This window comes from Saccharococcus sp. Marseille-Q5394, from assembly GCF_946901335.1.
GTDB classification, from domain to species: Bacteria; Bacillota; Bacilli; order Bacillales_A; family Planococcaceae; genus Sporosarcina; species Sporosarcina luteola_C.
Genome location: NZ_CAMPPQ010000001.1, coordinates 712,564 through 725,392, shown reverse-complemented (window position 1 = coordinate 725,392; position 12,829 = coordinate 712,564). Strand labels below are relative to the sequence as shown.

Annotated in this window: 15 protein-coding genes; all 15 read left to right on the top strand. The window is 44.7% G+C overall.

All coding sequences use genetic code 11. The annotated features are described in order from the left end of the window. The first annotated feature begins 8 nt into the window (after positions 1–8). A complete protein-coding gene (locus OC538_RS03625; protein WP_262173319.1) occupies positions 9–176 on the top strand; it encodes a hypothetical protein in 168 nt (55 codons plus the stop codon). 67 nt (positions 177–243) lie between these two features. After that, positions 244–666 carry a hypothetical protein gene (locus OC538_RS03620; RefSeq protein ID WP_251694433.1) on the top strand — a complete coding sequence of 141 codons (423 nt, stop codon included), beginning with the start codon at positions 244–246 and terminating at the stop codon, positions 664–666. Further along, positions 653–1,195 (top strand): SpoIIIAH-like family protein, encoded by a 543-nt coding sequence (locus OC538_RS03615; RefSeq protein WP_251694434.1) that lies wholly within the window; start codon positions 653–655, stop codon positions 1,193–1,195. Before OC538_RS03620 ends, OC538_RS03615 begins: the two co-directional genes overlap by 14 nt. Positions 1,196–1,336: 141 nt before the next feature. Then, positions 1,337–1,855, top strand: coding sequence for an acetyl-CoA carboxylase biotin carboxyl carrier protein (gene accB, locus OC538_RS03610; RefSeq protein ID WP_251694435.1), 519 nt, complete (start codon positions 1,337–1,339; stop codon positions 1,853–1,855). Positions 1,856–1,869: 14 nt separating this feature from the next. After that, complete coding sequence (accC, locus tag OC538_RS03605) at positions 1,870–3,213, top strand: acetyl-CoA carboxylase biotin carboxylase subunit (protein WP_251694436.1); 1,344 nt, start codon at positions 1,870–1,872, stop codon at positions 3,211–3,213. A gap of 83 nt (positions 3,214–3,296) precedes the next feature. Continuing rightward, complete coding sequence (locus OC538_RS03600) at positions 3,297–3,698, top strand: Asp23/Gls24 family envelope stress response protein (protein ID WP_251694437.1); 402 nt, start codon at positions 3,297–3,299, stop codon at positions 3,696–3,698. A 112-nt stretch (positions 3,699–3,810) separates the two neighbouring features. Further along, positions 3,811–4,191 (top strand): transcription antitermination factor NusB, encoded by a 381-nt coding sequence (nusB, locus tag OC538_RS03595; RefSeq protein ID WP_251694438.1) that lies wholly within the window; start codon positions 3,811–3,813, stop codon positions 4,189–4,191. Between the two features lie 24 nt (positions 4,192–4,215). After that, positions 4,216–5,082, top strand: coding sequence for a bifunctional methylenetetrahydrofolate dehydrogenase/methenyltetrahydrofolate cyclohydrolase FolD (gene folD / locus OC538_RS03590; RefSeq protein ID WP_251694439.1), 867 nt, complete (start codon positions 4,216–4,218; stop codon positions 5,080–5,082). A gap of 116 nt (positions 5,083–5,198) precedes the next feature. Continuing rightward, positions 5,199–6,554 carry an exodeoxyribonuclease VII large subunit gene (xseA, locus tag OC538_RS03585; protein WP_251694440.1) on the top strand — a complete coding sequence of 452 codons (1,356 nt, stop codon included), beginning with the start codon at positions 5,199–5,201 and terminating at the stop codon, positions 6,552–6,554. Next, positions 6,555–6,797: an exodeoxyribonuclease VII small subunit gene (locus OC538_RS03580; RefSeq protein WP_251694441.1), complete on the top strand. Its 243-nt coding sequence runs from the start codon at positions 6,555–6,557 to the stop codon at positions 6,795–6,797. After that, on the top strand, positions 6,790–7,674 hold the full coding sequence (locus OC538_RS03575) for a polyprenyl synthetase family protein (RefSeq protein WP_251694442.1): 885 nt from the start codon (positions 6,790–6,792) through the stop codon (positions 7,672–7,674). The genes OC538_RS03580 and OC538_RS03575 overlap by 8 nt, the downstream gene beginning before the upstream one ends. A 129-nt stretch (positions 7,675–7,803) precedes the next feature. After that, a complete protein-coding gene (dxs, locus tag OC538_RS03570; protein WP_262173316.1) occupies positions 7,804–9,705 on the top strand; it encodes a 1-deoxy-D-xylulose-5-phosphate synthase in 1,902 nt (633 codons plus the stop codon). Beyond that, positions 9,702–10,523, top strand: coding sequence for a TlyA family RNA methyltransferase (locus tag OC538_RS03565; protein WP_262173315.1), 822 nt, complete (start codon positions 9,702–9,704; stop codon positions 10,521–10,523). The genes dxs and OC538_RS03565 overlap by 4 nt, the downstream gene beginning before the upstream one ends. Positions 10,524–10,566: 43 nt before the next feature. Beyond that, positions 10,567–11,016 carry a transcriptional regulator AhrC/ArgR gene (gene ahrC / locus OC538_RS03560; protein WP_251694445.1) on the top strand — a complete coding sequence of 150 codons (450 nt, stop codon included), beginning with the start codon at positions 10,567–10,569 and terminating at the stop codon, positions 11,014–11,016. Between the two features lie 38 nt (positions 11,017–11,054). Beyond that, entirely contained in the window at positions 11,055–12,755 is a 1,701-nt protein-coding gene (gene recN / locus OC538_RS03555; RefSeq protein ID WP_262173314.1) for a DNA repair protein RecN, read from the top strand. Positions 12,756–12,829 lie beyond the last annotated feature (74 nt).

Genomic DNA, 12,829 nt, shown 5'->3' with positions numbered 1-12,829 from the left:
GGGGTGGGATGCTGCAGTTTCTGACAGGCGTTTTATTCATCACAATAGCATCCTTCGTTTTACTATTATTGCTGCCGGCCGAGAAGGAGGAAGAATTCCTGCCACTCGTCAAAATGGCAATGGGAATTTGGATCATTCATTTCATAACGAGAATTTTTGGTCATAGCCTCTTCTGAACAAGCATAATATGCATCATAGATAACACGAACCATATCCGGCTCGAAGGGATGAGATGGTGATCATATGCAAAAGCCAAAACGAAAAGTTCATATGCTCTTCATCGGAACGCTGCTAGCGGTTTTCATCATTTTCATCAATTCAACGATTGGTTCGATGGGAGGGGAGAAAGGGAAAGGGGAGGAGAGCCGGAAGGAAGCTCAGCTTGAACAAGCTTTGATGAAGATCGAAGGGGTTGGGGAAGTATTCATCCATTTCCATTACGATCAACAAGAAGAACCAAGCCCATTATCTGGATATTTTTCAGGCACCGGGTCCTCATCAGTAAAAAAGAATCCGCTCCAGGGAGTTTTAGTCGTTGCAGAAGGGGCGGACAATCCTAAAACGAAAAATGAATTAACTAGAATCTTGTCGACGGTTCTTCAGTTGCCTGAACATCGGATAGTCGTCGAAGAAATGAAAAGGGGGATACACGTTGAAAGCGAATAAACGTACAGTATGGTTCTTGACTTTACTAAGTCTAGTAGCGGTCATCTCGATCTACTATTTGAAGAAGGAAACACCGATGTCTCTAGATGGAATGGCAATCTTCGGTGATAAAGATGCAGTAACTGTCTCAAAACCGGGCGATGTTGAAGGAGAAACGAAAACCGTTTATGCAGACTCTATGTTGTTTGAAGAAATGAGAATGCAAGTGTTAAATGAAAGAAGCAGCTTAAAGGATCAATTGTTAACTAAAGTTCAATCTCCCGATACGACCGCTGAAGAAAAAAGCGCAGCGTATGATGAAATGGCAGAACTCACCAAACGTACATCTGCTGAAGATTTAATGGAAACACAATTAAAGGCACTAGGCTATCCGGAAGCGTTCGTTCGTAAAGATAATGGCAAGGTAAGTGTGGCTGTAATCGCGGAAGATGGCGGACATTCCACAAAAATGGCGGCGGAAATTACACAATATGTACTGACGAGTTGGGAAGATGCACGTACCGTCCAAGTCGACTTTATGGAAAAATGATTAAATGAGGCCCTAAATGGGTCTTTTTCTTTTTATTTTACCGTATTTCACAGTAAATCCAGTATATCTATTTCAATATGCTTGAAAAACGTCTAAAATAGGGAGGAGGTACGTAAATAAAAATGAGTCAGGAGAATTGTCATGTTGAAAATTCAAGAAATCCGTGAAATCATTAAATTAATTGATCAATCTTCAATTGAAAAATTTACATTCGAATCAGAAGGAACAAAGATTAAGCTCGAAAAAGCGAATGGTGCACACCAAGTTCCAGTACAAGCAGAACAACGGAAAGAGGAGCCTGTTCAGCAAGCTCAACCTGCCGTCCAAGAGACGAAGAAGGAACAGTCAGAGCAAGCACCTGCTAAACAAGAGAGCAAAGAGCCTTCCACAGAATCATCAGCTGCAGAAAACGATCCATCTTTGCATAAGATAACCTCTCCGATGGTTGGGACATTTTACAAGTCTTCATCTCCTGAAGCGGATCCTTACGTGCAAACAGGCGACTCTGTCAAATCGGATTCAATTGTTTGTATTGTTGAGGCAATGAAGCTATTCAATGAAATCGAAGCGGAAGTTTCCGGAGAAATCGTGGAGATACTTGTGGAAGATGGTCAGTTGGTCGAATATGGACAGCCTCTCTTCCTAGTCAAACAGAAGTGAGGGGGCAAACTACAATGAAAAAAGTATTAATAGCAAACCGGGGCGAAATAGCGGTAAGGATCATCCGGGCATGCAAAGAAATGGGTATTCAAACAGTCGCGGTCTATTCGGAAGCGGATCGGGAAGCACTTCATGTTGAACTTGCAGACGAAGCATATTGCATCGGACCGAAACTTTCGAAGGACAGCTATTTGAACTTTTCAAATATCATCAGTATCGCCAAATTGACAGGTTGTGATGGAATTCATCCGGGTTATGGATTCCTCGCTGAAAATGCGAGCTTCGCGGAACTTTGTGAGGAAGTTAATATTGAATTCATCGGTCCGACTGCTGACGCGATTTCCCGAATGGGAACAAAAGACGTGGCAAGGGAAACGATGAAACAAGCAGGCGTTCCGATTGTTCCAGGATCCGACGGAATTGTCGCAGATGAAATTGAAGGCCTGAAAGTGGCACAAGAGATTGGCTTCCCAGTCATCATCAAAGCGACTGCAGGCGGTGGCGGCAAAGGGATCAGGGTTGCCAGGGATGAAGAGGAATTGGCCAAAGGTATTAAGATTACGCAGAAAGAAGCTGCAGCAGCATTTGGAAACCCCGGCGTATACCTTGAAAAGTATATTGAAGAGTTCAGGCATGTTGAAGTGCAAGTCCTAGCAGATAAGCACGGCAATACGATCCATTTTGGGGAACGTGATTGTTCCATTCAACGAAGGATGCAAAAGCTCGTAGAGGAAGCTCCTTCGCCAGCCCTTACTCCGAAGCTGCGCGAAAAGATGGGGGAAGCCGCTGTCAAAGCTGCTGAGGCTGTAAACTACCGAGGCGCGGGAACAGTCGAATTCATCTTTGATCATATCAATCAGGAATTTTATTTTATGGAAATGAATACACGTATTCAGGTAGAGCATCCAGTAACCGAGATGATTACTGGAATCGATCTGATTCAACAGCAATTGAAGATCGCAGCGGGTGAAAAGCTTGCTTATCGTCAAAAGGATATCAAGATTAACGGTTGGTCGATCGAGTGCCGGATCAATGCAGAGAATCCGGCGAAAAACTTCATGCCTTCACCCGGAAAAGTGACAATGTACATGCCGCCCGGCGGTTTTGGAGTCAGGGTCGATTCAGCAATGTATACGGGTTACACGATTCCGCCGTTTTACGATTCCATGGTGGCGAAGCTGATTGTTCATGCTGATACGCGCGAAGAAGCTGTTGCAAGGATGAAACGAGCACTTGACGAATTCATCATCGAGGGTGTCGATACGACGATTCCTTTCCATTTGAATTTGATGGACCATGAAGTGTTCAAATCCGGTGATTTTGATACGAAGTTCCTTGAGAAATATACAGTCATGTAGTAAATGGATAACCCGGCTAGCGCAGAGAAAGTTTAGACGTTTAGTCCGGGCATGAAATGCATAGGAGAGGGAGGAGAAGTGGAATGGCTGATAAGGTAAATCCTTCATTCGCAGGAAAGAGTTCAAAAGGAGACGAGGTTTTAGGCCGTGTTCAATTGGCTCCTGAAGTGCTTGAAGTTATCATCGGCATTGCAACGAACGAAGTCGACGGCGTAGCAACGACGAAAGGCAACTTCGCGACAGGGGTTGCGGAGAAGTTCGGCAAGGTGTTCCATGGAAAAGGGGTCAAGACGGATTGGACTGGTGATAGACTCGTTATCGATGTATATTGCGTCGTCCAATATGGCCACTCGATCCCCACTGTAGCGACGGAGATTCAAAGGCAGATCCGACATGCTGTTTACAATATGACTTCGCTCGAGACGGAAGAAGTGAATGTCCATATAACTGGCATCGATTTCGATACATCTCCTGAATCAGAATGATCTGAAAAGCATCGTCCATTGGATGGTGCTTTTCAACTTGTCCTGCTATATCTTCGTCAAGTGAATATGCTATGATAAAGCCCAAGAGACACAGTAGTGGAGGAGACAGACAATGAAACGAAGAGAAGCACGTGAAAAGGCTATCCAAACGCTTTTTCAATTGGACAATACGGAAATGTCGATTGAGGAAGCGATTACTTATATAATGGAACGGCCAATCGACCCTTTCTATGAATCACTCGTCAAAGGGACGACTGAATATCGAGACGAAGTGGACAAGGCATTGTCAAGCAAGCTCGAAAACTGGTCGCTTGACCGATTGCCGAAAATCGAAAGGACGATTTTGAGATTGGCGGTCTATGAACTACTGCATCATGACGACGTGCCCCATAGAGTCATCTTGAACGAAGCAGTCGAGCTATGTAAGCAATTCGGAGATGAAAAGTCAGGTCGCTTTGTCAATGGCGTCCTATCGAAATTCGAAGAGAAATAAGACTGTAAAGTGGAGGGAAATCGGATGACCGCAAAAATTATAGATGGCGTGGCGATCGGCAAAGAACTCAGAGGGGAAATAAAGCAAGGGGTCGGCATTCTGGTAGAATCCGGCTGCAAACCTGGTCTTGCAGTCATCCTCGTAGGAGAAGATCCCGCATCGCAAACATATGTGAAGAACAAGGAGAAGTCCAGTGTCGAAGCCGGCATGAAATCGGAACTGATCAGATTACCAAAAACGGTGACTGAACTGGATTTATTGGCACATGTCAATAAATTGAATAACGATGATTCCATCCATGGCATTTTAGTCCAATTGCCTTTGCCGGAGCATATTAATGAAGATCTTGTAATCCAAGCGATTGACCCAAGCAAGGATGTAGACGGATTCCATCCACAAAATGTCGGGAAGATGATGATCGGGCAAGAGACCTTCCTTCCATGCACCCCACACGGAATAATGGAAATGTTGGAACGTTCCGGCGTTGATATCGCAGGAAAGCACGCTGTTATAATCGGAAGAAGCAATATTGTCGGTAAACCGATGGGACAACTTCTGCTTCAAAAAGACGCTACAGTGACATACTGCCATTCAAGAACAAAGGACCTTCCGTCATTTACAAAACAGGCTGATATTTTGATCGTTGCCATCGGTCGGGCAAAATTTGTAACGGACGAACATATTAAAGAGGGTGCAGTTGTCATTGATGTCGGTATGAATCGTGATGAAAACGGCAAATTATGCGGGGACGTCGATTTTGAGAAAGCGAAGACTGTCGCTTCTGCCATCACTCCTGTTCCAGGCGGTGTCGGTCCGATGACCATTACGATGCTTTTGAAAAACACATTGCAAAGTGCCGAATCGGCATGCCAAGAAGGCAAGTCGCAATAACGGAGGGTAAACGGATTTTGGGTACCCGCCTTAATTAATCATAAAACGAAGAGCTACGCTGTTTTTCATAGGAAAGACAGCGTTTCTATACGTCTGAATTTCCGGGGGTGAAGTTATTGAGTGAAAATGTGTATCTTTCCGTGCATTCATTGACAAAATACATAAAACGTAAATTCGAAGCCGATCCTTATTTAAGAAATGTATTTGTGAAAGGCGAACTTTCCAATGTGAAAATCCACCCAAGCGGGCATATTTACTTTACGTTGAAAGATGATAAAAGCAGAATGCAGTCCGCCATGTTCCGTTCAGCTGCAGGAACATTGAAGTTCAAACCTGAAGAAGGAATGAATGTCCTGATCACAGGGGACGTGAATGTTTACGAATCAAGCGGTCAATATCAGCTGTATGTCCAAACAATGCAGCCAGACGGCGTCGGGGCGTTATATCTGGCTTATGAACAACTGAAAAAAACGCTTGCGAAAGAAGGATTATTCGATGCGCGTTGGAAACAACCGCTGCCTAGCTTGCCAAATAAGATAGGGGTCATCACCGCCCAGTCAGGTGCAGCGATCCGTGATATCTGTTCCACATTACAAAGGCGTTATCCATTAGCCGATATTTGCCTGTTTCCGGCAATCGTGCAAGGACCTCAAGCCGTCCCTTCTATTGTGCAGGCGTTGGAGCTAGCGGAATCACATGGTTCGATCGATGTGTTAATCCTAGGACGAGGCGGCGGCTCCATAGAAGACCTTTGGGCTTTTAATGAAGAGGCGGTTGCTAGGGCAATATTTTCTTGCAGGATTCCTATTATAAGTGCTGTCGGCCATGAAACGGATACAACAATCGCTGATTTTGTAGCCGATATGAGGGCACCGACTCCAACTGCGGCCGCTGAATTGGCGGTTCCTTCAAGGGAAGAGTTATTTGAGAGGGTATTGGAACGGAAGCGCTCCCTTTACATTTCACTTTCGAATCAAATCAAGCATGAACGCAAGCGTTTAACCACATACCAGCAATCGTATCCATTGCAATTCCCGGAGAGGCTTTACCGGCCATTCACTGAAAAATTGAGCGGGCTGGATGACAGGCTTCTCAGGAGCAGAAATGAACTGACCGCGAATAGGAAAGCGGACCATCACCGATTGGATAGGATGCTCTCATTTTATACTCCGCTGCAGCGGATTAAAGAGGAAGATCGAAATCTTTCGTTATTAACCGAAAGAATGAAGAGGTCAATGCAAAATGATTTGCGCAACAAGGCCGAACAATTCAATTCAGCGATCAGGATGCTGAAAGCGCTAAATCCGTTGGAAGTAATGGAACGCGGATTTTCAATCATCTATAAAGAAGGAACGGTCACTAATTCCGTTATCGGACTAGAAATTGGAGAGACGTTGCAAGTCCGTATGCAAGACGGGACTGTAGAGTCTGAAATCAAATCAATCACGATGAAGGACGGGGAGGAAAGTTAAATGAGCGAAGAAACACTACGATTTGAAGAAGCAATGTCGAAATTGGAAGGCATTGTTCAAAAATTGGAAGCGGGTGACGTTCCGTTAGAGGACGCTATCACATTATACAAGCAAGGTATGGAGCTATCCGCTTATTGTCATGGGAAATTGCAGGATGCGGAAAAGCAGTTAATCTCAATCATAGATAATAATGGGCAGTCGACTCCTTTCGATCCATCCAAAGGTCGGGATTCGAATGGATAAACGGCTGCAGGTATTCATTTCAGAAAAAGCACCACTGATCGATGCGGAATTGAATCGGTTGATAGACTTGGAAAATGCCCCATCTTCATTGAAGGAATCCATGCTCTATTCAGTGAATGCAGGCGGTAAAAGGATTCGTCCTCTTCTCGTCCTGGCAGTCCTTGCCGATTTCGGGAAAGAATCCGCGGACGCGCTTAAAGTGGCATGTGCTGCTGAACTCATCCATACATACTCTCTCATCCACGATGATCTGCCTAGCATGGACGATGATGACTTCAGAAGGGGCAAACCGACGAACCATAAAGTATACGGCGAAGCGACAGCTGTTCTTGCCGGAGATGCCTTGCAAACGAGGGCCTTCGGGATATTAGCTTCCCTGGAACATACGTCGCCCAAGCAAGTTATCAGATTGGTCGCTCTGTTGGCGGATGCTTCTGGCGCGAATGGAATGGTAGGCGGTCAAGTGTTGGATATGGAAGGGGAGACGGCAGTATTATCGCTGCAGGATCTTGAAAAAGTCCATCTGCATAAGACAGGCGCTTTATTGTCATTCTGTATAGAAGCAGGTGCTGTTCTATCCGATGCAGAAGATGCCGAGTTGGAACTGCTTCGCAAATATGCGAAGAACATCGGATTGGCTTTCCAGATCAAGGACGACATTTTAGACGTCACGTCAACGACCGAACAGCTGGGGAAGACTGCGAATAGCGATGCTGCCAGTGATAAGTCAACGTATCCTTCCCTTTTGGGACTTGAAGGGGCGCAACAACAGCTGGAAAAGTATCACTTGGATGCAACGGCAAGCTTGGCTTTTTTAAAGAAAGAAAACTCGATGCTAAAACTTTTTGCTGATTATATCGTCCAAAGAGATGTTTGATATTCCTTTGGTTTGAAAAACCCGTTGTCCGGATTATGGTCCAATAGTTCCTATTGAAGAGCCTTCTTGTTATAATGAAAACATTACTTGGACTTACGTGGCAATAATTTATGAAGGTGTGTGATAGTAGTGGATCTCACTAAAATTACAAATCCGTCTTTTCTGAAGCAACTTGATAAAGAAAACATGACGGAATTGGCGAAAGAAATCCGGAAATTTCTAATTGGAAACCTGTCTGTGACAGGTGGTCATATCGGTCCGAACTTGGGAGTTGTCGAATTAACGATTGTCTTGCACAAGCTTTTCGACAGCCCAAAAGATAAATTCATCTGGGATGTCGGGCATCAAGCATATGTGCATAAAATCTTGACGGGTCGAGCCGGTCAATTCGGCACGCTCCGCCAATATAAAGGTCTGAGCGGCTTCCCGAAAATGTCCGAAAGTGAACACGATGTATGGGAAACAGGACATAGTTCCACATCCCTGTCCGCTGCAATGGGAATGGCTGCTGCAAGAGATATGCAAGGCGGCTCGAACCATGTTATTCCGATCATCGGCGATGGTGCATTGACGGGCGGCATGGCTTTGGAGGCATTGAATCATATCGGCCACCTGAAGACAAATATGATTGTTATCTTAAATGATAACGAAATGTCAATCGCGCCGAACGTCGGAGCGCTTCATGATATCCTTGGCAAGTTAAGGACTGCCGGGAAATACAATAGCGTGAAAGATGAATTAGAATATATTTTGAAAAAGATCCCTGCAGTCGGCGGCAAAGTGGCTGCTGCTGCTGAACGAGTGAAGGATAGCTTGAAGTATCTGCTTGTTTCCGGAGTGTTTTTCGAAGAGCTTGGATTTACGTATCTGGGACCTATCGATGGACATGACTTCAATGATCTGGAACGCAATCTTCAGTATGCCAAGAAGGTTGAAGGTCCTGTCCTGCTACACGTTATTACGAAAAAAGGAAAAGGATACACTCCTGCAGAAAATGATAAAATCGGAACCTGGCATGGAACCGGCCCTTATAAGATAGAAACGGGCGATTTCGTGAAATCAAATACGACTGCACCGTCATGGAGCGGATTAGTGGCTGAAACCGTCAGAACAATCGCCAGGGAAGATAAACGGATAGCAGCCATTACTCCGGCTATGCCCGTAGGATCCAAACTGGAGTCCTTCGCGGCTGAATTTCCGGACCGGTTTTTTGATGTGGGAATTGCTGAACAGCATGCCACAACGATGGCAGCAGGATTGGCAACCCAAGGGATGAAGCCGTTCTTGGCCATATACTCGACGTTCCTGCAACGGGCATATGATCAAATGCTTCATGATATAACTAGACAGAAGTTGAACGTCTTTATCGGCATAGATCGTGCAGGACTCGTTGGTGCGGATGGAGAAACTCACCATGGTGTGTATGATATTTCATTTTTACGACATATGCCAAATCTTGTGATTATGATGCCGAAAGATGAGAATGAAGGACAGCATATGGTGAAGACTGCTCTGGAGTATGATGACGGTCCTATTGCGATGAGATATCCAAGAGGGAACGGTCTAGGAGTCGTAATGGACAAGAAGCTGAAAACGATTCCTATTGGTACATGGGAAATACTGCGCGAAGGTGCGGACGGCTCGATTTTGACATTCGGGACGACTATTCCAATGGCGTTGGATGCAGCCGAGACACTTGCGAAAAAAGGCATATATGTGAAAGTAGTCAACGCAAGATTCATCAAACCGATGGATACGGAAATGCTTGATCAGTTATTCAGTACAGGCAAACCGATTGTTACTGTGGAAGAAGCAGCATTGGCAGGCGGGTTCGGGAGTGCTGTCATGGAGTACGCACATGACGTTTCTGCAAATGTTTCCATTAGCCGAATCGGTATTCCGGATGAATTTATAGAACACGGCAGTGTCGATAAGCTGTTTGAAGAAATCGATTTGACGGTAGAGAATGTTATAAGGACGACAGAACTGGCTGTCAAAGGAACGACCCGTGCAGAAAGGGAAATCGTATGACGACCGGTCAACCAAAAGAGCGAGTCGATGTACTCCTTGTTCAAAGAGGGCTAGTTGAAACGAGGGAGCAGGCGAAGCGTTCCATAATGGCAGGAATCGTGTTTTCTGCAGAAACGAGATTAGAAAAGCCCGGTGAGAAAATCAAGATAGACGCTCCGTTGTCGGTAAAAGGATCCGCATTGAAATATGTGAGCCGAGGCGGCTTAAAGCTTGAAAAGGCTCTCGAAGTTTTCGATATATCCGTACAAGATAAGATTGTTTTGGACATAGGTTCTTCTACGGGCGGTTTTACGGATTGCGCTTTACAAAATGGAGCGAAACATTGCTATGCACTAGATGTCGGGACAAACCAGCTTGCTTGGAAAATACGAAGTGATGAGCGTGTTACCGTCATGGAGAAAACCAATTTCAGACATGCGACTCCCGAAAACTTCACGAAAGGGACGCCTCAAGTCGCCACGATTGACGTCTCTTTCATATCACTTACATTGATACTGCCCCCGCTGAAACGAATAATTGCCGATGGTGGAGATGTCGTTGCTCTCGTCAAACCTCAGTTCGAAGCGGGGAAAGATAAGGTGGGGAAGAAAGGGATTGTGAAGGAGAGGGCCGTTCATTTGGAAGTCTTGCAAAAGATAGCGGCTTCATCCACGATGAATGGATTTTCTTTACGCGGCATTTCTTTTTCCCCGGTTACTGGCGGGGAAGGAAATATCGAGTTTCTCTTCCATTTGCAATCGAAGGAAGACCCGGTCAATTCTTATGATGAATTAGCTTTCGGTGCTTTAATCACTGAAGCGTATGAAGTATTGACATGATTTTAAATAGAAAGGTGTGATGGTAAGCATGGGAGGTATTGTATTGAATAAAGGACAACGGCATCTTCGTATCCGGGATATTATTACAAATGAGGAAGTTGAAACACAGGATCAACTTGTTGATAAATTGAAGAACGCCGGAGTGGACGTGACACAAGCTACAGTGTCCCGTGACATTAAAGAATTGCATCTCATCAAGGTCCCATTGCCTGACGGTCGTTATAAATATAGTTTGCCGCCCGTCCATAGATTCAATACCGAAGAAAAGCTTCGTCGTATGTTAACAGATGCATTCATAGGTATTGATAGTGCAAGTCACTTCATAATTCTGAAAACGTTGCCTGGAAATGCGCATGCAGTCGGTTCCTTGATTGATAACTTAGGATGGGATGAAATGCTTGGGACAATTTGCGGAGATGATACGTGCATGATCATTTGCAGGGATGAGTCCCTAACAGTTGAAGTGAAAGAAAGACTGTTGGCGCTCATTTAAGCTGAATGTTCGATTCGATGGAGGAGGTGCGTGTTTGAATGTTAGGTGAGATTTCCATTCATAATTTCGCGATAATAGAGCATCTCGAAGTGACTTTTGAAGAAGGCTTGACCGTTCTGACTGGAGAAACAGGCGCCGGTAAATCCATAATCATTGATGCCGTTCAGCTCCTTGCTGGAGCAAGAGGGTCGCAGGAATTCATTCGTCACGGTGCAAAAAAAGCCGAACTGGAAGGGATGTTCACAATCGATGATGAGAATCATCCTGTCTTTAAAAAACTAACTGAATTCGGCATTGATTGCGAGGATGGTATAATTATTCTCCGACGCGATTTGAACGCAAGTGGAAAAACGACGTGCCGGGTCAATGGCAAACTAGTGACGATTGCAAGCTTAAGAGAAATCGGTTCTCAATTGATCGATATTCACGGCCAACACGACAATCAAGAATTGATGCATGAAAAGCGGCATATCCATCTGCTCGATCAATTCGCTGGAGTGGATCTGGCTGAAGCCCACCGTAATTATTCGGATATTTACAGTCAATATATGAAATTGAAGCGTAGGCTCGAAACGGCTAATGAAAATGAACAGCAAGTAGCACAACGAATCGATCTCTATTCTTTCCAATTAAAAGAGATCGACAATGCAGAGCTGATCATCGGTGAAGAGGAAGAGCTCGAAGAGGAAAAAATGAAACTTCAACACTTCAATAGGATCTTTGAACGTCTGAATACCGCTTATGAGTCGATCAGCGGTGACAATCATGCATTGGATTGGGTGGGGTCGGCAATGAGTGATTTGGAAGATGCCGCCTCTGTGGACAAAGAACTGGAATCCCATTCGGAGATCATTTCATCAAGTTTCTACTCATTGCAAGATACTGCACATGAATTGAAAAACATCATTGACCGAATGGAGTACGATCCAACGAGATTACCAATTGTTGAAGATCGATTGGCAATGCTCGTATCACTAAAGCGCAAGTATGGTGCCACGATCGAGGATATTCTCATTTATCGGGAAAAGATTGCAGATGATCTAGATCAATTGCTCAATCGGGATGAACGTCTTGGCCAAGAACAGGAAAAACTCATCCAACTTGAAAAAGATCTAGAAGTGGAAGCGAATGAACTATCTATTATCCGACAAGAATCAGCTCTCCGTCTGCAAGATGCAATTATGCAGCAATTGAAAGAGCTACATATGGAAAAATCCACCTTCAATGTATCGATCACACGAAAAGCATCCGGCAGTTTTGACAGTAATGGCTTTGATGAAGTTGTTTTCCTCATTTCAACAAATCTGGGAGAACCGTTGAAACCTTTAGTTAAAATTGCATCCGGTGGCGAATTATCGCGGATCATGTTGGCATTGAAAACAATTTTTTCCAAGCATCAAGGGGTAACTTCAATTATTTTCGATGAAGTCGATACGGGGGTAAGTGGACGGGTCGCTCAAGCGATTGCAGATAAAATTGCGATGGTCGCCACTCATTCACAAGTGCTTTGCATATCCCACCTGCCTCAAGTCGCTGCAATGGCTGACCACCACTTGCTCATCCGAAAAGAAGTGAAGTCGAACCGGACAACGACAGCGGTTGCTGAAATCACTGACCTGGAAAGAACGAAAGAATTATCAAGGATGCTGTCGGGTGCAGAAATAACTGAACTGACGTTGCAGCATGCTGATGAATTACTGTCAATGGCAGACGAAAGAAAAACGACTTTCCGCATTTAAGCGCATACAACAAGTATGCGTTTTTTTACATGATTTAACCTTTCATAAGATTCATCTGAACGGACATACCAATA

Coding starts and splice junctions, on each gene's coding strand:
- OC538_RS03625 (WP_262173319.1), top strand. CDS start 9: ATGCTGCAGTTTCTGACAGGCGTTTTATTCATCACAATAGCATCCTTC.
- OC538_RS03620 (WP_251694433.1), top strand. CDS start 244: ATGCAAAAGCCAAAACGAAAAGTTCATATGCTCTTCATCGGAACGCTG.
- accB (WP_251694435.1), top strand. CDS start 1,337: ATGTTGAAAATTCAAGAAATCCGTGAAATCATTAAATTAATTGATCAA.
- accC (WP_251694436.1), top strand. CDS start 1,870: ATGAAAAAAGTATTAATAGCAAACCGGGGCGAAATAGCGGTAAGGATC.
- OC538_RS03600 (WP_251694437.1), top strand. CDS start 3,297: ATGGCTGATAAGGTAAATCCTTCATTCGCAGGAAAGAGTTCAAAAGGA.
- nusB (WP_251694438.1), top strand. CDS start 3,811: ATGAAACGAAGAGAAGCACGTGAAAAGGCTATCCAAACGCTTTTTCAA.
- folD (WP_251694439.1), top strand. CDS start 4,216: ATGACCGCAAAAATTATAGATGGCGTGGCGATCGGCAAAGAACTCAGA.
- OC538_RS03580 (WP_251694441.1), top strand. CDS start 6,555: ATGAGCGAAGAAACACTACGATTTGAAGAAGCAATGTCGAAATTGGAA.
- OC538_RS03575 (WP_251694442.1), top strand. CDS start 6,790: ATGGATAAACGGCTGCAGGTATTCATTTCAGAAAAAGCACCACTGATC.
- OC538_RS03565 (WP_262173315.1), top strand. CDS start 9,702: ATGACGACCGGTCAACCAAAAGAGCGAGTCGATGTACTCCTTGTTCAA.
- recN (WP_262173314.1), top strand. CDS start 11,055: ATGTTAGGTGAGATTTCCATTCATAATTTCGCGATAATAGAGCATCTC.